At 48.7% G+C, this 18243-nt stretch carries 16 protein-coding genes and 1 tRNA gene; 2 read left to right on the top strand and 15 right to left on the bottom strand.

Going from position 1 to position 18243, the window contains the following annotated elements:
- Position 1: 1 nt before the first annotated feature.
- The 3 genes from prdA to VSQ62_RS03940 all read right to left on the bottom strand — a co-directional run bounded on the left by prdA (position 2) and on the right by VSQ62_RS03940 (position 3624).
- Complete coding sequence (gene prdA, locus VSQ62_RS03950) at positions 2-1852, bottom strand: D-proline reductase (dithiol) proprotein PrdA (RefSeq protein ID WP_334633339.1); 1851 nt, start codon at positions 1850-1852, stop codon at positions 2-4.
- 221 nt (positions 1853-2073) lie between these two features.
- Positions 2074-3411 carry a proline reductase-associated electron transfer protein PrdC gene (prdC, locus tag VSQ62_RS03945; protein ID WP_334633337.1) on the bottom strand — a complete coding sequence of 446 codons (1338 nt, stop codon included), beginning with the start codon at positions 3409-3411 and terminating at the stop codon, positions 2074-2076.
- Between the two features lie 115 nt (positions 3412-3526).
- Positions 3527-3624: transfer RNA gene (locus VSQ62_RS03940), tRNA-Sec, on the bottom strand.
- Between the two features lie 316 nt (positions 3625-3940).
- On the opposite strand from VSQ62_RS03940, the gene VSQ62_RS03935 reads away from it, so the two are divergent.
- The gene (locus tag VSQ62_RS03935) at positions 3941-4975 is read left to right on the top strand and encodes a proline racemase family protein (protein WP_334633334.1); all 1035 of its coding nucleotides are present in this window, start codon (positions 3941-3943) and stop codon (positions 4973-4975) included.
- Positions 4976-5045: 70 nt separating this feature from the next.
- Here VSQ62_RS03935 and VSQ62_RS03930 read toward each other — a convergent pair whose 3' ends face one another.
- Both VSQ62_RS03930 and VSQ62_RS03925 read right to left on the bottom strand, forming a co-directional pair.
- On the bottom strand, positions 5046-6764 hold the full coding sequence (locus tag VSQ62_RS03930) for an IS66 family transposase (protein ID WP_334632907.1): 1719 nt from the start codon (positions 6762-6764) through the stop codon (positions 5046-5048).
- A gap of 20 nt (positions 6765-6784) precedes the next feature.
- Positions 6785-7012: a hypothetical protein gene (locus VSQ62_RS03925; RefSeq protein WP_120397181.1), complete on the bottom strand. Its 228-nt coding sequence runs from the start codon at positions 7010-7012 to the stop codon at positions 6785-6787.
- A 484-nt stretch (positions 7013-7496) separates the two neighbouring features.
- On the opposite strand from VSQ62_RS03925, the gene VSQ62_RS03920 reads away from it, so the two are divergent.
- Positions 7497-8084 carry a TetR/AcrR family transcriptional regulator gene (locus tag VSQ62_RS03920; RefSeq protein WP_334633332.1) on the top strand — a complete coding sequence of 196 codons (588 nt, stop codon included), beginning with the start codon at positions 7497-7499 and terminating at the stop codon, positions 8082-8084.
- Between the two features lie 200 nt (positions 8085-8284).
- Here VSQ62_RS03920 and VSQ62_RS03915 read toward each other — a convergent pair whose 3' ends face one another.
- From VSQ62_RS03915 to VSQ62_RS03870, 10 genes are all read right to left on the bottom strand, one after another.
- Positions 8285-8521: a putative Se/S carrier protein gene (locus VSQ62_RS03915; protein ID WP_334633331.1), complete on the bottom strand. Its 237-nt coding sequence runs from the start codon at positions 8519-8521 to the stop codon at positions 8285-8287.
- A gap of 2 nt (positions 8522-8523) precedes the next feature.
- Positions 8524-8727: a sulfurtransferase TusA family protein gene (locus tag VSQ62_RS03910; RefSeq protein ID WP_334633330.1), complete on the bottom strand. Its 204-nt coding sequence runs from the start codon at positions 8725-8727 to the stop codon at positions 8524-8526.
- A 73-nt stretch (positions 8728-8800) separates the two neighbouring features.
- Positions 8801-9898, bottom strand: coding sequence for a YedE family putative selenium transporter (yedE, locus tag VSQ62_RS03905; RefSeq protein WP_334633329.1), 1098 nt, complete (start codon positions 9896-9898; stop codon positions 8801-8803).
- 88 nt (positions 9899-9986) lie between these two features.
- Positions 9987-11129 (bottom strand): aminotransferase class V-fold PLP-dependent enzyme, encoded by a 1143-nt coding sequence (locus VSQ62_RS03900; protein WP_334633328.1) that lies wholly within the window; start codon positions 11127-11129, stop codon positions 9987-9989.
- A 158-nt stretch (positions 11130-11287) separates the two neighbouring features.
- On the bottom strand, positions 11288-12202 hold the full coding sequence (locus VSQ62_RS03895; protein ID WP_334633326.1) for a selenium metabolism-associated LysR family transcriptional regulator: 915 nt from the start codon (positions 12200-12202) through the stop codon (positions 11288-11290).
- Positions 12202-14115 carry a selenocysteine-specific translation elongation factor gene (gene selB, locus VSQ62_RS03890; RefSeq protein ID WP_334633324.1) on the bottom strand — a complete coding sequence of 638 codons (1914 nt, stop codon included), beginning with the start codon at positions 14113-14115 and terminating at the stop codon, positions 12202-12204. Before selB ends, VSQ62_RS03895 begins: the two co-directional genes overlap by 1 nt.
- The gene (selA, locus tag VSQ62_RS03885; RefSeq protein WP_334637555.1) at positions 14112-15518 is read right to left on the bottom strand and encodes an L-seryl-tRNA(Sec) selenium transferase; all 1407 of its coding nucleotides are present in this window, start codon (positions 15516-15518) and stop codon (positions 14112-14114) included. Before selA ends, selB begins: the two co-directional genes overlap by 4 nt.
- A gap of 77 nt (positions 15519-15595) precedes the next feature.
- Positions 15596-16636, bottom strand: coding sequence for a selenide, water dikinase SelD (selD, locus tag VSQ62_RS03880; protein ID WP_334633322.1), 1041 nt, complete (start codon positions 16634-16636; stop codon positions 15596-15598).
- A gap of 131 nt (positions 16637-16767) precedes the next feature.
- Positions 16768-17373: a sulfurtransferase-like selenium metabolism protein YedF gene (gene yedF, locus VSQ62_RS03875; RefSeq protein ID WP_334633321.1), complete on the bottom strand. Its 606-nt coding sequence runs from the start codon at positions 17371-17373 to the stop codon at positions 16768-16770.
- Between the two features lie 178 nt (positions 17374-17551).
- Entirely contained in the window at positions 17552-18208 is a 657-nt protein-coding gene (locus tag VSQ62_RS03870; protein ID WP_334633320.1) for a PHP domain-containing protein, read from the bottom strand.
- Between the last annotated feature and the right edge of the window lie 35 nt (positions 18209-18243).

Below are 18243 nucleotides of genomic sequence, written 5' to 3'. Positions count from 1 at the left end.
TTTAGTCATATTTTTCCTTACGCTTCTGGCTCATCGGCAGAGATTGCTCATTCTCAACCAGATTCAGTCCTTTTCCTGTTACACTTTCAATTGCTTCCACATTAGAAGACTTCACATTCGGATTCCATTTCTTCTCCGCTGCCTTCACATCTTCTCCGCCCATAGCGTTCTTAAGCATCTGCACTGCGCGGACAGCATCCTCAGGACAAAGTGTATTACAAGCAAGAACTTCGTTCTCAATACCTGACTCAGACTTATTATTATCGACCATATGCGTCATATACTTGTTACCAACAACCAGAGCGCCCTGTACCGCACAGAAGGACATACCCACTACCGGGATTCCCCTCATACCGATCTGCTCATGGTGGCTTGCAAAATCAATGTGATTATTGCCGAAGCCTTCAGTTGTAACGAATGCACCGTCTACATCCAGCATCTCACAGATCTGGCCTACACGCTTAGATACATAGAACTTCTCAGCGTTGATCTGCGGGCTTCCTACAAAGATAACGCCGCACAGGTCGATCTCTTCATCATGCAGAGCTTCAAGAACCAACGGCTCTCTCCAGTAATGTCTGGACATCTCCTTAGATGCAGGTCCGATACATGTAAGAGCATGAATACATCCGTCAAGAACTTCCAACGGAGATACAGCTACCGGAACGTTACCAAGGTCAACATTCGGCTTACCGCCAAGGATACCAACCGGCTCAACCGGAAGGATCAGGTTGTCATGCATAGCGCCCTGTCCCATGATCTCTTTAACGATAACAACTTTCTTCTTGCCTGGTCTTCTGTACTGGTCAAAAGTCTCTGTATCCGTCACAAGGGACTCATCCAACTTCTTCAGGCACTCACGGATCTCCTGTGTGATGATATCGCTTGCACTATGAGCTGCCAGCGGGCCAGGTCTCTCCATGTTCGTTCCTTCTTTGACCGTAACCTGTGTCTTGATGAAGATCTCACCCTTCTCAGGTGCTCCCGGACGTCCCCACATAATATTCTCATCCAGGAATCCTTCCGAAGAACCAAACTCACCGATCTGAACTCCATTCGCGTCTGTACCTGTTACCATCATAACAACGCCGTCAAGAACTCTGGTAACGCCTGATCCAAGTTCATCCTCGCCCTCTTTCGCAGCGATCGGCTGAACATCCATGATCGTCTCCGAATATGTGTGATAATCTGCCGGTGTGATAATATCAATCTTAAGGTCGTAAACTAACTTCTGAGAATCAATACACTCTTTCTCGATACCTTCACGGATATAAAGCGTAGTTCCTTCGATCTTCGTCTCCGGTCCTCTCTTAACTTCCGTGATATTAAAATGCTTTCTCGTAAGGCTTCTGATCAGCTTAGCCTCCTGCTCTGCTGCCGGCGCCGCTGCGACCGCTGCTGCTGCGCCTGCCGGAACCTCTGCCGCTGCTGCGCTGCCTCCGCCAAGTGCTCCAACCGGAATCTCAAGATTGATGTCCTTGCCTTCTCCGATATGGATCTTCAGCACTCCGCCTGCTGCCGGTGCTGCTGCAACTGGCGCCGCTGCCGGTGCCGGTGCTGCTTCCTCTTCCGCTGCCTCCGGTGCTGCCGGTTTGCTTGGTGCTTTTGCCCCTTCCACAACGTCTGCAGTAAGCGGGCAAAGTGAATCACAAGTCTTTGTGAGTTTTGCTCCTAAAACCTCCTCGATGGTCAATGCCCCATCCAGGTTCAGTAATCCAGAATCTACCAGATCGTCAAAGATCGCCGGATCTTCCAGATTAGCAGCTTCGATTGTAATGCCAGCTTCTGCTCTACAACATAATACCGCAGGATCATGAGCGTGCGCTTTCGCTGTTTCAGCTGTGATTGACATATTGTTTTCCCTCCTTAATTTGGTTCGAGCGTCCCTTACAGTCCGCATAAATTATGTTACCCGTTCCGGCACATTGTTATGTATGCCTCGCAGGCGGCCGCGTTCTGCGCGGCCTTGATGTATATATACAGCCGCAGGCAGCACGGAGAGTCCTCTCTTTCTCCATCCAAAGGAATCGGGGGTCCTTCGGATTCTTTGCGTGCAGCAGTAATATCTGGTATTTATTTGCCGTTCGGAAGCTGATCTACCTGCTTGGAAACAGTCAATCTTCTGTACAGCGAATGTCCGATCGTCCTCATCACATGGTCTGTCTGATGGAACGTCTTAAGCTTCATCTTCGGAGCGGATCCCATAACCGTATTCGAACAGTCAGAGCAGTTGCCGATTATGATATATTCTGCGCCGTCCTTCTTAAACTGCAGACACTTCTGCGCCTGTCCCGGACAGTTGCCCGGATTCTCGCACTTCAGCGCCGCGCCCGGCTTCGGCTCAACAGCCTGCTTGCATCTTGCAACAGAAACGACCTTGCCGTTCATCTTCTCACAGATCTCACGCATACGGTCTTCGCTTCCGCCGCACGCGCAGACAAGAAGCCCAACCGGAGCTCCGTGCAGATCAGGGAATTCGATCGTTACGATGATACCGCCTGTCGTCTTCGTAACCGGTGCGTCTAACGCAGTTGACTTCCCTGTAAACGGTCCGCCCATAATGATCTCTCCATAAGGCTCCTCTATGCCGCCGGCCCTCTCGATCATATCGCCGACGCTGGTCCCTACCGGAATATCCATATATACATGCGGCTCGTTGCCGCCGTTCAGCTTGCCTATCACCGTCATATTCTTGCTGTAGCAAGGCTTCTTCTCCTCGATCGCCTCCGCAATACGAAGCAGCGTCTCGCAGTTGATCACCACTGCATCCGCCGCTGAAGGAAGCTGGGTCGGATCAAGCAGTTTATCCAGACACTCTCTTACGACTGCACGTTCCTCTCCCATCGGGTAAATATCAGGAAGAAGGTGAATGGTAAGGCTGTCGTCATCCTTGATCGCATCTCTTAAGATCTGGACTGCCTTCTCGTTCTTCTTCTTGATCGCGATGATACCCTTCGACGCATTGGAGATCTCCATACAATACTTAAGTCCGCGTATGGTAATATCCGCCTTCTCCTCCAACTGTATAACATTGTGACGCAGTCCCGGTTCGCACTCTGCAGCATTGACAAGGACATATCCGCCCTTCAGATCCGTTCCGATCTTAACGCCCGTAGGGAATCCGGCGCCGCCCATACCTACGATACCTGCCTCTTTTACCAAAGCAAGCTTATCATTCTCATCTTCCACTTCGATCGGTACAAACTCTTCCTTCTGCTCTTCGTCGGGTCTGATAACGATCCTGTCTTCCAGGACTTCTTCAACTACGCCGTACACACTGGAAAAAATATTCGCTCCAAGACCAGTCGGCGTTGCGATCTTCGTACCTTTTTTCACTTCGTCCCCTGCCTGTACAATCGCTGCACAGGGCGCACCGACATGCTGACGCAATAAAATCTGTACATTTCCCATTGACATCCTTCTCCTTTACATTAATATATAAGCAACAAAACTTCTCAGTTCGTCTGCTTACTTCTGCAGTTACTTTCCCGCCTATCTATAAATAAACTCTATAAATGATTTCTTTTGGCGAGGGCATGTGGGAATCGAACCCACCCAGGACGCTCTTAACGCCCCACACTGGTTTTGAAGACCAGGAGGCACACCAGTCACCCATCTACCCCCATAATATTAATCTCATGTGCTTTAACAATAGCATAATTCGCGTATGATTTCAACACTTTTTTTGTATTTTTATAATACCAAAAAACCATTGACTTTTCAAGGTTTTTCGTACATAATGTAGTTAAGAAATTGAACAGCATACTAGAACGTAGTCTAATTGTTATTTTTTTGCTGTTCCCACCGGATTTTCTCCTTAATTATATTTGAAAAAGACACGGAGAGAGTAAGGGGCCTTTCAAAGTGCTTTTATAAAAAATTTATAGAATATCTCTATAAATCAAAATCAATCTATTTTTCATTAGGAGGTACAAGAACTATGGAATTAAAAGCAAATGTTAATTTCGAACGTTTCGAAGGCGCATTGCAGGTGGTTGACTCCCATACCGTTGGAGAGTTCTGCCGCATCGTGATCGGCGGTTTCCCTGAGCCGGAAGGAAACACCATGATCGAGAAGAAGAAATGGATGGAAGAGAACTATGATCATGTTCGTACCGCTCTCATGTTCGAGCCTCGCGGACATCATGATATGTTCGGCGCATTCCTGTGCGAACCTGTGAACAAGGAAGCTGACTTCGGCGTTATGTTCATGGACACAGGCGGATACCTGAATATGTGCGGGCACTGTACGATCGGCGCTGTTACCGTTGCTGTTGAAGCCGGACTTGTAGAGTCCAAGGAAGGCGAGAATGAAGTTATTCTGGACGCTCCTGCAGGACTGATCCGCACCAAGGCTGTCGTTAAGAACGGCAAGGTAGAGAACGTTACTCTGACCAACGTTCCATCCTTCGTTTACAAGGAGAATCAGAAGGTTACCATCGACGGCAAAGAGATCGAATTCACCATCTCCTTCGGCGGAAGCTTCTTCGCTCTGGTAGACACTACCAAGCTGGATATCGGCGAGATCAATCCTAAGACCGTTCCGGAATACACGAAGCTTGGTATGAAGATGTTAGATGTCATCAACAAGGAGATCCCGATTCAGCATCCGCTCCTTGACATCACAAGCGTCGACTTAGTGGAATTCTACGGACCGACCCCGAATCCAGAGAAGGCAACCATGAGAAACGTCGTAATCTTCGGCGATGCTATGGCAGACCGCTCACCGTGCGGAACCGGAACAAGCGCGAAGCTTGCTACGCTTCATCACTGGGGCGAGATCAAGGTTGGAGAAGAATTCATCTACGAGAGCTTTATCGGCTCCTTATTCAAGGGCGTGATCAAAGAGACCACGAAGGTCGGCGATTTTGACGCGGTTGTTCCGATGATCACCGGAAGCTGCTACCTGACAGGCGTAGCTACGTATCTTATCGATCCGGAAGATCCGTTGAAGTACGGTTTCCAGGTTGGCTAATCATCAGATAAAAGGTTACTTTTCACACCCACGCCATCTGTATAATAAAGAAAAGGTTGCTGCTTTGGCGTTAAGCTTTAGCAACAACCTTTTCCTGTTTTAGTTTGGGCGGGCGTTTCCGTTCATATATTTCTGTTATCTTCTGATATACATCTACATTTTGTGCGCGTAACAAATAGACTATGCTTAAGCCATTACAAATATCGTTTAAACTTTCTTGGCTCCGCAGAGTAATTGCCTGCTTCTGTTTTCGTTTATAGACTCTTGCCAATCTTTCACATAGGGAATTATTGGCTGGAACCCGTTTATCATGCAGGAACAATAATTCACTTTCTTTATATTCCCTTAACCGGAGAAATAGATTATACCCTTCCCTATAATACTCAGTCGGCGGCTCATCCTGATATTCTTTCTCCGCCTTGTTCAGGATTTCGTCATACCTTTTCTCGAATCCCTCAACAATTATCGGATCAAGTTCTTTCTCCCCCAACCCATTTCGGTAATGCAGCATCTCCTGGAACAATCCGTGCATCTCCTTGTTCCATTCCAGCTGCGGCTCATTCTGCTCGCTTCCGATCAGATAGCGGCAGTCATGCTGGGTACACTCCTGATGTTTTGTTCCATAACGGTAAAATGTCTTGTCATGGTCATGCAAGACAATCCCAACATAATTCTCAAGCGGCGTTCCTTCTATTCCTTTATGCCCTTTTTTCTCCCTGCCTATATAAAGTGCCACATCTGCGATCGGGGATGCAAGTATAAGGACCTGCGCACTGTGCCCATTTACAGATGCGTTTGTAAAATCTGCATTCATGACCGGAGACTGCATTAGTTTCTTTATAATCTCTTTTTTCTCTTCCGCTGTTTTCGCTGAAAATTCCCTGGTAAGACCATTGATCATGCCGTCGGACAGTTCGATCTCGCCTTTTGTCAATTCTGAGATTAGCTTTCTTATTTTTCCATGGGATACGTTGCATTCATTGCTCAGGAGAAAGGCAAGTGCTTTCACCGTCCCGTCATAGTTCACTTCATTAATATATCCTTCTGGAAATGGAGCATGTACACGGGCTCCGGTTCTTTTGTCACGGTATTCCTTTGTCGTATATTCCATGACCGCTACAGACATCTGGATGACCACTTTCTGTTTCCGAATGATTTTTCCTGTCTCATAATAATTCTCTTTATCCAGGTATTTTGCAGGCGCAGGGATTTCATGTGTCTCTGTTACGGCATGGAGCTTCCTGCGGTGTCCGGCATGGCCTGGCTGTCCGCCTGGTTTCCGGTCAGTTTTTACCCGGCTGTTCGGGATTTTTTTCCTGCCGGGTTTCTGCTGGGAAGAGGGGATGGATGAATTCTCAAAATCCATATTGACCTGCGCAGTCAGTTTTTGGTTCAGGCCTTTTTCTTCCTCCAGTTCAGCCCCTACCCTGTAGAATTCCTGTCTTATATCACGGCATTTATCTAATGCTTCATCTCTCTGGCGAACAACTTCCAGATTCTCTTTTTTGAGCTTTGCAATGAGACGGTCCTTCCTGTCAAGTTCTTTCTGGCATTCGTGGTAAAGATCATCATTTGCTTCCATCCATTGATTCCGGACAGACCGGATCTCCTTACGTGCCTGTGCTAATTCTTGTTTTAATTCCCGGATATTTTTTTCAAGTTTCCGAATAATGCTCTTATATTCTTCTTCTAATTTCCGGTATCTCTCGCCGGATTTAAATTCGGCGATCTGCTGTGCCAGTGATTTCACTTTGTACTGTAATGCACTTGTATATTCAAATGGATTCATCTGTACTCTCCTTTGATGAATTAGGGGCGGGAATCTAATACCTGTGCCATCGTTCTGCTTAATTCTATTGTCTCTTCCAGTTGTAATGTCAGCATGGAAATATATTCTTCTTTCTGTTCAAGAAGCTCTTCCGAAGTCCGAATGCATTTTTCCTGGATTCGGATTACATTTTCTGCTTCTTTAAGAGCATTCTCCAATTTAGAGATCTGTAATTCATATTTTTTTATAAGTGATGTTTCTTTACTCATTGCTGCCTCCGCACTTGTAATAAAAAAAGTATAGCAGAAATCTGGAAAAAAAGCGAATGAAGGAAATCTGGTATTCGTCATTTTGCCAGGGATAAATCGTTGATTTTTCAAGACAAATGGATATCAAACCACGCAGAAAAAGATGTGAGAAGGGGATTTTAAGACGAAAAACAGAAAGGAGAAAATGTTATCCACAAGAAATACCTGAGGACAAAATATTATTAACATTTTGTCCTCAAACGTATCATTTACTGTGGATAAAAATTTTTTCAATTTCAGCACATTTACCAACACTTTCTAAAAAGCCTATTACTGGCGTGGGTGTGAAAAGTAACGATAAAAGAAGAATAAAAGAAGCGTTATATTAATCTTTGCATTTTATGCAGAGATATGGTATACTAATCAATGAAGCAAAGAAGCGGGTTACTGTTAGAATAATCCGCTTCTCTTCATATTCATTTACAATCGGAAAGGAGTGATGTCAATGCCACGTAAGAGGCGGTCAACGAAGAGCCGTATTGTAAAAGCTGCGTGGAATTTATTTTACAAGAACGGATATGATAACACAACTGTGGAGGACATTATTACAGCGTCCAAGACCTCCAAAGGTACTTTTTACCACTATTTCAAGGGAAAGGAAGCGCTTTTGAACTCCCTCTCCTACCTATTCGATCAGAAGTATGAGGAACTGGCTGCTGTGATCGATCCCGATATGCCAGCTTATGACAAGCTGCTTTTTCTGAATCACGAACTGTTCCATATGATCGAGACAAGCGTCGATATCAACCTTCTTGCTTACCTCTATTCTTCACAGCTCACTACGAAGGATAAGAAGTCGCTTGCTGACAAGAAACGCTTCTATTACAAATGGGTTTCAGAGATTATCGGCGAAGCCCTGGAATCCGGGAAATTCAGCAATACCAGCACAACTGAAGACCTGATGAACATCTATGCTATGTACGAGCGGGCATTGCTCTATGACTGGGCACTATTCAAAGGGAAATTTTCACTCACCGAACAGAGCGACAGATTACTGCCGCATGTGTTAGATATGTTTGTGAAAGGAGTATAGTTAGTTATGGATGTTACACCCTAAAAGACAGGTATGTTGACCGCAGAATGTACCTGTCTTTTTTCTATTCTTTTTTACGGCAATCGCGCACGGAAGATTTTCTCTTCTCCCTGCCTGCTGTGCCGAAGCGTACCGCTCCGTGCACGCAAAAAGGGATGCCGAAGCATCCCCCTTTCTGGCCGCTGCTCCCCTGCACACGGCTAAACCATACATTCGTGCATCGCTTCCTCTTCAATGCCCGCCCTGCGCATCATGGAGACGATCTGTTCTCTGTCGTCCAGCGCGGCGCACCAGGACAGCCCGCAGCCTGCGGAGATCGCTCTCGGCACCGGGATGATACGCCCCGGAACCTGATATTCCTTGCAGGCCTTCTCCATCGCCATCGCATCTGCAGTAGTATGGAAGGTTACAACCAGTTTTAATTCTTTTTTTCTCATGTTTACTCAATCACCACTTCGAAATATCCGTCCTTCTCGCTGGCCGTTGACTTCCTGCCGTGATCTTTGGCGTATTTCTCAACATTCATCTTCTGATGCGGCTCCGTAACCAGTATCTTCACCGGCCCCGAAGCGCCTTTTAACGCTTCCGCAGTAAGCATTAACGGTTCCGGACAAGAAAGACCTCTTGCATCTACTTCCTTCATATTATTACCTTCTTTCCTAGAATACTATGTATCGTTTATGATTTCAATCCTTTTTTACAGTTTACCGTCAAACCTATTTCGCTTCGTCTCTCTTGTTGGTAAATGCGATAACAAAGCATACGATTATGCAGACAATACAAGCCACTTTTCCATGCGGCGGCACCGCGCCTGCAACAATCTCCTGCGTCTCTGCATTCATCGCCGTTCCGCTTGCGGCAAGTCCCAGATTATGGCACAGAGCCGCACCCACGAACATCCCCATCACCGTCACAGCGGAATCAGAAGATCCCTGTCCCGCAAGGATCAATTGACGCAGCGGGCAGCCTCCTGCAAGAGTCGCCGCAAATCCTACGGTATACATACCAAGGATATTCCACAGATGATCGGAATGCGCGATAATGCCAGGCGTATCAAACCCCAGCACAAAACGGTTCGTCGCCAGATTGAATACAAGCATCACTACAAACAAGCCTGCGATCACGCTGAACAGATCAAAATTCTTCATCAGGATCACATCGCGGATACTTCCCGCGAAACACATCCTGGACTTCTGGGCAACCGCTCCGAACACAAGCCCGCCTATAAGCGACGCAATAAGCGGTGCATGCATACTTCCCGGACCTGCTTCGCTCGCCTTAAGAACAGATGAAACCAATGCAAGGATCAGTATACCGACCATCATTGCCGGAAGCATCGTACCTCCCGATTTATTGACCGCATGCGCCCGTCCAAGGCTGAAGCCCTTCTTAAGTGCAAATACGCCTGTCGCCACGCCAAGAATAAAACCTATCAAAGCAACCCATGCATTCAAGTCTCCCGCAGACATACGGATAATCATACGAAGCGGGCAGCCTAAGAATACAAGGGATCCAATCACAATGATCATTCCCAGAACAAAACGGATCATCGGAGACGAACCTCCCGTAGAACGGTATTCCTTCGTCCCTACAGAGATTATAAACGCCCCGAGCACCAGACCGATAATCTCCGGTCTCGCATACTGAACCACCTCTGCCTGATGCATTCCAAGCGCTCCCGCAGTATCACGGATAAAGCACGCGATACAGAACGCCATATTCGCCGGATTGCCAAGAAATGCAAGACATGCCGCTACAAGTCCGCAGATGACACCGGCAAGTGCCAGTTTTTTCTTTGAATCTGATAAATTCATGTTACTTCCTCCAATCTTTCCTGTGAGTACTCTCCTCCCGGCAGCCAGAACGGCCGCCTTCCCCTTATCTTAAGGCCCGGATATCCGATCACTCTTCATCCGCGGCAAGTTCCCGGACAGCCTTGACGGCAGCGTCCACTTCTTCATCCGTATTATAATGTGAGAAGCTGAACCTTACAGCCCCCTGCTCCACCGTCCCAAGAGCCTTATGCATAAGCGGTGCACAATGTCCCCCTGATCTTGTAGAAATACCATATCCTGTAAGAAGCTCGTCACTAACTTCTGAAGAATCATAATCACCGATATTCAGAGTCACGATCGCACAACGGTCCATCGTATCAAAGTCCCCGTATACCGTCACATTCTCAATGTCTTTTACCCCTTCATAGAACCTCCGCATTAATTCCTGCTCTCTTTTACGGATCGCATCGATGCCATGCTCCTCAATATATCCAAGAGCCGCATGCAGCCCGGCAATTCCGTGCCCGTTCAGCGTACCGGCCTCCAGCGCCGTGGGCATCTGTACCGGCTGAGACTTGCTGTATGTCTGAACCCCTGTACCGCCGGCCTTCAGCGGCCGGATGTTCACACCTTCCCGCACATACATACCTCCGGTTCCCTGCGGTCCCAGAAGGCCCTTGTGCCCGGTAAAGCACAGCACATCTATCTTCATCTCTTCTACATTAATCGGAAATACTCCTGCCGTCTGAGATGCATCCACCACAAACAATATCCCGCGTTCCCGGGCAAATTCACCGATGGGCTTAAGCTCCACATAATTCCCCGTCAGGTTCGATCCGTTCGTACAGACGATCATCTTCGTCTCCGGCCTGACCGCCTTCTTCATATCCTCTATATCAAAGTTCCCGCTTCTGTCACTCTCTATGATCGTAAGGCTTGTCCCCTTAGCCTCCAGGTCATAGAGCGGCCTTAACACAGAATTATGCTCCAGCATCGTCGTGATCACGTGATCTCCCGGATTCAGCAATCCTCTGATCGCTATATTAAGACTCTCCGTGGAATTGCAGGTAAATACGACCTGTCTGGGATCTGTCCCGCCGAACATCCGGCAGAGCCTTTCCCTTGTGTCGTAGATCAGCCTGGATGCGCTTAAGGACGCATCGTTCACTCCCCTTCCCGCATTCCCCATGGAGCCCATGGCGAGCATCACCGCATCGATCACTTCCTGCGGTTTACGCATGGTTGTCGCCGCATTATCCAAATATATCATATTTCCTTCCTCTCTGCCCCCAAAGGCCATCATATCCTGCGTAAAAATACGGTTCCGAAACAAGTTATTTCGGGACCGTTCCTGTAATAAGTATATTCCAATTTCACCGCCAAGTCTAATCGAATTAGCTGATAAGACAGCGCTTTTATAGGTTCTATCTATATCTTTTTAACCTGATATACCTCCTTCACCACTTTGATAAAACGCTCTGCCGACCCGGAGAGCTGATAATTCTTATTATATACCAGATTAATGTCTCGTCCTTCATCTGCACGCGGAATCGGGAATGCGAGCAGATATCCGTCTCTCGTCTCGTCCTTTGTGGCAAGCCGGGACAGCACCGAGACGCCCATTCCCTGGCGCACCGACTTCTTGATCGTCTCCTGATTCTCAATACTGGCAATGATATCCAGATCTAAGGGATTGATACCCGCCTTCTTAAGCTGCTTCCTAGCCTCCTTGCGCGTACCGGAACCTTCCTCCCGCATGATCACATGCTCTTTGAGGAGCCACTGTATATCTTCCGGCGACTCCTCCTGGAATCTGCGGTATTTCTCCGTATTCGGCGTAACGATTACCAGCTCATCCTTATAGAACGGCATATATTTACAGTGCTTCTTCTCAAGTACCGTTCCGGTAAAGCCTACGTCCGCCATGTGGTCTATGATCTGCGTTACAACCTTCGCACTGTCCGTCTCTATGATCTTGATCTGTTCGTTCGGATACTTCTCATTGAACCGGATCAGCACCTTCGGCAGAAGATACTGCGCCGGTATCGTAGACGCCGCAATCGTGATACAGTGCTTTTCTCCGTCCTCCTTCGAACCGAACCTCTCTTCTATCTTCTTCTCCAGATCCACGATCTGTCTGGCATATTTGTACATATCCTTTCCGTCATCAGACAGGCCTACTTCCTTCGTATTCCTGACGAACAGCCTGACTCCCAGTTCCTTCTCCAGAGAAGCAATATGGGCGCTGATGGTCGGCTGCGTCAGATACAATTCTTTGGCTGCTTTCGAGAAGCTGCCGCCTTCTGCCACCTGGACAAAAGCCTCTAATTGTTTCAAATTCATCAGTATGCAATCCTTTCGCTTTCTGCCCCTGTCTTCTTGGTCACCTTGATACTGTCCATATATTCCAGTATCGGTTTCGCGCTCTTTCTGCTGGTCTCAAATAAATCCCTGACCTGAGCGATCGTGATCACCGGATCCTCCGCCAGCTTCTTTTCGATCACTTCCTTCGCACGCTCCATATAGTCCGCAAGCGTATACATATCCTCCGTCACCTTCACGACCTGCTTCTCTTCCAGAAGAATATTCAGGATATCATCCGCCGCTGCCCGATCCGCGCCTCCAAGACCGATCTCCGAGTACCGCGCGAAGTCATATTTCGCCTTTGCAAATGTGTCCAGAAGAAGCTTCGATACCTTATCATAGGTCTTATCCTTCCTCACTTCATATTCCGGCGTACACAGGAATTCATCAACACGCTTCAGACATCCTGCTCCGATCAAAAGCTCCAGGATCTTGTCGAATACGTTCGGCTTGATCTTCTGGAAATGTGTTGCCTGCACCTCCGCCTTCTTCATCCCATACCGATATGGATATTTTTCTTCATAAGCTCTCAGAGTCGTGCCGATGGTCTGCTCGGCTTCCCGCCTGCTGTCTGCATGCCATACATAGGTATCCTTACGCATAGGAAATACGTACACGATTCCCTGGCTTTCAAGCTGAGTTACATCGTCCTGCACTTCCTCAACCGAAAGCGCCGTCAGCTTCGCAAGCTCCGCAAGCGTGATCAGCGTATCTCCATGTCCTTTCACATGCAGTTCGATCACGTCCGCTGTCGAACCAGACTCTTTGCGCTCCAGTTCTTCTATTACATTCTGCTGAAAACGCCGCTTCACTCCCGGATTCGGCTCCAATACCACGCCGCCTCCGATCGTCTCCATCGGTGAATAAAAACGCACCACAAACTTATCGCCGCGCCTTACCGCCGCTTCCTCTTCCAGCCTAAGCTGTACATAACCGCTCTCTCCCGGTCCGATCTCCTCCCGGTCAAGAAGAACCGCACGGCACAGGATCTCGCTGGTCCCAGTGTAAAAATGCAGCCGCATATGATTGGTAAGGACACGCATGGACGAATCCAACACCCGAAGCTTCACATCCAGAAGATCCGTGTTCTTCATACTGTTCTTCGGCGCAAGCACGCATCCCCGCTTAATCTCTCTCTTCTTCACATTGGACAGGTTGATGGCCACGCGCTGTCCCGCATAACACTTATCCTTATCCTGCCCGTGTACCTGGATACTGCGGATCTTACACTCCTTGCCTACCGGATACATCTCCAGCGTATCCTCCTTAGAAATGGTTCCGGATACCAGCGTCCCGGTAATGATCGTGCCGAATCCCGACAGGGAAAACGCCCGGTCCACCGGAAGCCTTGGTATCGTCTGGATATCCTTCGCCACCACTTCATCACTGGTCATCCTCTCGATCGTACTGATCAGACCGTCAAGCCCCTCGCCTGTCGCCGCCGATACCTTCACCACCGGCGCATGTTCAAGGAATGTCCCTTCCAGTTCCTCCCTGACCTCTTCTTCTACCAGCTCAAGCCACTCCCCGTCTACCAGGTCACATTTGTTCAGAACAATAATACTCTTCTCGATTCCAAGCAGACTTAATATATCCACATGCTCCTTCGTCTGAGGCATGATGCCTTCATCCGCGGAGATCACCAGCAGCACCAGATCCATACCTACTACTCCGGCAACCATATTGTTGATGAATCTCTCATGCCCCGGTACATCAATAATTCCCACACGGTCTCCGCCCGGAAGGTCAAAATAAGTGAATCCCAGGTCAATAGTGATCCCTCTTCTCTGCTCTTCCTCCCAACGGTCCGTATTCCTTCCCGTCAGCGCCTTGATCAGCGTCGTCTTCCCGTGATCGATATGGCCTGCCGTACCAACAATTATATTCTTCATATCTTACCCCAATCCAGCTCCTTCAATTGACGCGCAGCCACGTCAAAATACCGGCGCTCTATCGTCCTCACATCCAGAATAACCGTATCGTTGACCGTCCTTGGTATGATCGGCACCGCAAGACGGCGCATACGCTCTTCTAACTCTGCCACGCTGATCTCTTCCGGGTGGATCGCAACCGCCATGCTCGGTATCCGTTCAAGCGGAAGCGAGCCTCCTCCGATCTGCGACTCACAGGCTTCCAGCTCTATCCTTGCAGGAAGCCCCGCCTCTTTTAAGATCCCGCACAAGGTCCCGGCCTCCTCTGTCACCTCGTCCAATGTCCTGGTGATCATGCGAAGCACAGGTATATTCTGGATCGCCTTCTCTTCCGACAGATACTCCTGAAGCACCAGTTCAAGCGCCGTTGCCGTGAATTTGTCGATCCTCAGGGCTCGGGTAAGCTGATTCTTCTTCATCATATCGATATACTTCTTACGCCCGATAATGATTCCCGCCTGCGGTCCGCCAAGCAGCTTATCACCGCTGAAGCACACCACATCGGCTCCCTTCCTGATGGAATCCTGAACTGTCGGCTCATATGTAATGCCATATCTGCTCAGATCAATGAGCACACCGCTCCCAAGATCCTCGATCACCGGGATCCCATGCTCCTTCGCAATCGGGATCAGCTCATCGATCACCACGCTCTCCGTGAATCCCACGATCCTGTAATTACTGGTATGCACCTTAAGAAGCGCCTTCGTCTCCTCCGTGATCGCACTCTCATAATCGTCATAGTGCGTCTTATTGGTAGTACCCACTTCCACCAGCTTCGCACCGCTCTGCTCCATTACATCAGGAATGCGGAACTTGCCTCCGATCTCCACAAGCTCGCCCCGGGAGACCACGACCTCCCCTCCCCTGGCAAGAGAGCTTAAGATCAGCATGACCGCCGCCGCGTTATTATTGACCGCCATCGCGGCCTCCGCCCCTGTGATCTTGCACAGAAGCTCTTCAAAATGAGAATAACGCTCCCCCCTTCTTCCTGCATCCAGATTATATTCCAGGTTGGAATATCCGGTTGCAATGGCAGCCAATCTCTTCATATGCTCCTGTCCGATCGGCGCACGGCCGAGATTCGTGTGAAGGATCGTCCCTGTGCCGTTGATGACCATGCGCATGTTCGGCGTATGCATGGCGGCAACTGCCGCCTCAATATTCACCGGAAGCAGTTCGATCTGCTTCTTCGCCGCTTCCTCATCCTCGCATTCACCGATAAACTTGCGCAGCTTATCCAGCTCGGTGTGAATGGACTCCATCACCGTATCTCTGCTGTAACGCCCGATCAATTCCTGAACGGCAGCATTCTCCAACAGTATATCCACCTTCGGAATACTGCGGTACAACATATTCTTATTCATCATTCCTTATCCTTTTCTCAATATTCTTGCGCAGTGACCGGCCGTCTTGACCGCACCCGTCTCCGGGTACATAAGGATCAAGACAGCCGTATCAGCTTATCGCTCTTTTCTGCCACTCTACCTATGACAGAAACCGTTGTATCCATCCCTGCTCTGTCAAAATCACCCAGCAATTCAGCAAGGTGCTCCGGGGCAACGCTGAGCAGCAGTCCGCCCGAAGTCTGGGGATCATAGAGAAGATCAAGGTAATGCTCTTCAATGCCCTCTGCCTCCACCTTGCCGATCGAGTATCCCCGGTTCTTATAAGCGCCTGCCGGGACCAGTCCCATCTTCGCATAACCGATCGCATCTTCAAAATACGCAATATCCTTCACCCGTATCTCGAAGGTCACTTCACTCGCCGACGCCATCTCCACACAGTGACCGAGAAGACCAAATCCTGTAATATCGGTACATGCCGACACATCGTACTTCTCCACTGCCTGTTTACCCTTCTTATTCAGGGACGCCATCACCGTCTGCGCTTCCCTGACCGCTGAAGCGGAAGCCATCTCGGCCTTGATCGCAGTATTCACGATACCGCTCCCGATCTGTTTCGTCAGTACCAGGACATCTCCCGGCCTGCAGCCATAATTCTTAAATATCTTATCAGGGTGTACGAATCCTGACACACATAGTCCGTACTTCGGCTCGTCGTCCTGTACGGAATGTCCGCCAACCAGTACCGCCCCTGCTTCTTTCACCTTATCCGCGCCACCCGCCAGGATGTCGCCCAATATCGCCGGATCCAGACAATTCGGGAATCCGACTATGTTAAGTGCCACTGCCGGCTCTCCTCCCATCGCCCATACGTCGCTTAAGGAGTTCGCCGCTGCTATCTGTCCAAACATATAAGGATCATCTACGATCGGAGTGAAGAAATCTACCGTCTGGATCATCGCAATCTCGTCAGTGACTTTATAGATGGCTGCATCGTCGGACGTCTCAATCCCTACTATTAAATTATCATCATGAAACTTAGGAAGCTTACTCAAAACCTGAGCAAGGGTCTCTGGACCGATCTTGGCCGCTCAGCCAGCCGTCTTACTTAATTGCGTCAATCTGACATCTGATTTCATTTACACATCCTCCTTGAGATCATATATTTTGAGCGCTCCCGCGCTGCCGCAGGAGAGCATGCCCAACCATCTTAAAAAGCCGGACCCCTGAAATCACAGGAATCCGGCTGATATCTGTCTTGCTTATACCATTACGGTCTGATAATCTTTCCTGCCTTCGCCATTGTCTCAACAATGCTGTACATATTCGTCACAGACCCTACCGCCAGCTTGTCCTTCAATCCATAATAATCCAGACAGGTTCCGCATGTCAGGATCTCTACGCCCTGCGCCTCTAAGGACTTAAGATCCTCCAGAGACTCTGAACCCTCCGCTGTCAAGGTCGCGCCGCCGTTATAGAACAGCATAGTCTTCGGCAGAGTATCTAACTGGGTAACCGCAAAAATAAATCCCTTGATCAATACTTTGCCCAATTCATCATTTCCTATACCCATTCTGTCAGAGGAAACTACTACCACCGCGCTGCTTCTTGCATCCGGCGCACATACCGCTTCCTCAGAAGCCTCTTCCTTCACCGCGCCTTCCATCTGGATCGTGATCTTGAATTCAGCGTCGTTCACCTTCTCGGAAGAAACCTGTCCGCCTGCCTGCGACGCCATCTTCGTTACATTCTGGACTGCGATCTCGTTGTCCACCAGCACTTCGATGGTCTCCGGGCCGGTAAGCGCCTGCATTGCCTTTTTGGTCTTAATGACCGGGATCGGGCAATTGTCTCCCATTGCATTGACTGTAACCATGATTCTTTCCACCTTTCTTCGCCGGTCCCCTAAAAATTCTCATCTTCAACACTTATAGACATATTCTATCACTGTTTGTCGAAAAGGTAAACCGGTAATTAATATATTATAAAATAGTCTGAATGAAAATCTCAGACTTTTTTATATCCATTCTCTGTTTAGATTTCCTGCACTGGCTTCACAGCCATGCCGCCCGCAAGTTCATACTGCTCTTAATATCTATGATATGATACTTATGGTCTGCATAATAAGCAGGCTTCATCTGGCCTTTCTTAAAAACAGCAAGAAATTCCTGCATAGTATGTACCTCTTCCGGGAAATATGTCGCGCAGACGCCTACCTTCTTCGGCACATGGCAATCGCTGGAGCCCAATGTAAACAGATTAAGTTCCATAGCATATTCCGCCGCTTTCATGCAAGCCTCTGCCGATGTACTTCCGTTGAGCACTTCCAGTCCGTCCAGCCCATGTACCGCGCGAAGGTTCTCCTCCAGTCCCCGGTTATTGTTACGGAACGGATGGGCCGCGAAGCATACTCCGCCCTGAGCCTTTACCAGATCGATGAATTCCTGCGCCGGGACGCGCTCCCTGGGATAATCCTCAATTCCAAATGCCACGATATCTCCCTGCCAGGAGAAGAACTCAATCCCCACGAAGACCGGAAAACCTGTCCGCTCCGTATATTCCGCCGCATAGTCCTTAAGTCCCATGCTGTCATGGTCGGTGATACAGATTCCTCCCAGTCCCTTTTGTCTGGCTATGCTTACCATCTCATCCAGCCTTAAGAAGCTGTCTTTTGAATATGTCATCTCATGCATGTGGGTGTCTATAAACATATCTTCTCTCCTATTCCCGTTTACTTCTATTATAT

The sequence above is a fragment of the Sporofaciens sp. JLR.KK001 genome, from assembly GCF_036941055.1.
Classification (GTDB): domain Bacteria; phylum Bacillota; class Clostridia; order Lachnospirales; family Lachnospiraceae; genus Sporofaciens.
The sequence above is the reverse complement of the archived record's forward strand: the minus strand, read 5'-3'. Positions and strand labels throughout refer to the sequence as shown.

Coding starts and splice junctions, on each gene's coding strand:
- prdA (WP_334633339.1), bottom strand. CDS start 1,852: ATGTCAATCACAGCTGAAACAGCGAAAGCGCACGCTCATGATCCTGCG.
- prdC (WP_334633337.1), bottom strand. CDS start 3,411: ATGGGAAATGTACAGATTTTATTGCGTCAGCATGTCGGTGCGCCCTGT.
- VSQ62_RS03935 (WP_334633334.1), top strand. CDS start 3,941: ATGGAATTAAAAGCAAATGTTAATTTCGAACGTTTCGAAGGCGCATTG.
- VSQ62_RS03930 (WP_334632907.1), bottom strand. CDS start 6,764: ATGAATCCATTTGAATATACAAGTGCATTACAGTACAAAGTGAAATCA.
- VSQ62_RS03925 (WP_120397181.1), bottom strand. CDS start 7,012: ATGAGTAAAGAAACATCACTTATAAAAAAATATGAATTACAGATCTCT.
- VSQ62_RS03920 (WP_334633332.1), top strand. CDS start 7,497: ATGCCACGTAAGAGGCGGTCAACGAAGAGCCGTATTGTAAAAGCTGCG.
- VSQ62_RS03915 (WP_334633331.1), bottom strand. CDS start 8,521: ATGAGAAAAAAAGAATTAAAACTGGTTGTAACCTTCCATACTACTGCA.
- VSQ62_RS03910 (WP_334633330.1), bottom strand. CDS start 8,727: ATGAAGGAAGTAGATGCAAGAGGTCTTTCTTGTCCGGAACCGTTAATG.
- yedE (WP_334633329.1), bottom strand. CDS start 9,898: ATGAATTTATCAGATTCAAAGAAAAAACTGGCACTTGCCGGTGTCATC.
- VSQ62_RS03900 (WP_334633328.1), bottom strand. CDS start 11,129: ATGATATATTTGGATAATGCGGCGACAACCATGCGTAAACCGCAGGAA.
- VSQ62_RS03895 (WP_334633326.1), bottom strand. CDS start 12,202: ATGAATTTGAAACAATTAGAGGCTTTTGTCCAGGTGGCAGAAGGCGGC.
- selB (WP_334633324.1), bottom strand. CDS start 14,115: ATGAAGAATATAATTGTTGGTACGGCAGGCCATATCGATCACGGGAAG.
- selA (WP_334637555.1), bottom strand. CDS start 15,518: ATGAATAAGAATATGTTGTACCGCAGTATTCCGAAGGTGGATATACTG.
- yedF (WP_334633321.1), bottom strand. CDS start 17,373: ATGGTTACAGTCAATGCAATGGGAGACAATTGCCCGATCCCGGTCATT.
- VSQ62_RS03870 (WP_334633320.1), bottom strand. CDS start 18,208: ATGTTTATAGACACCCACATGCATGAGATGACATATTCAAAAGACAGC.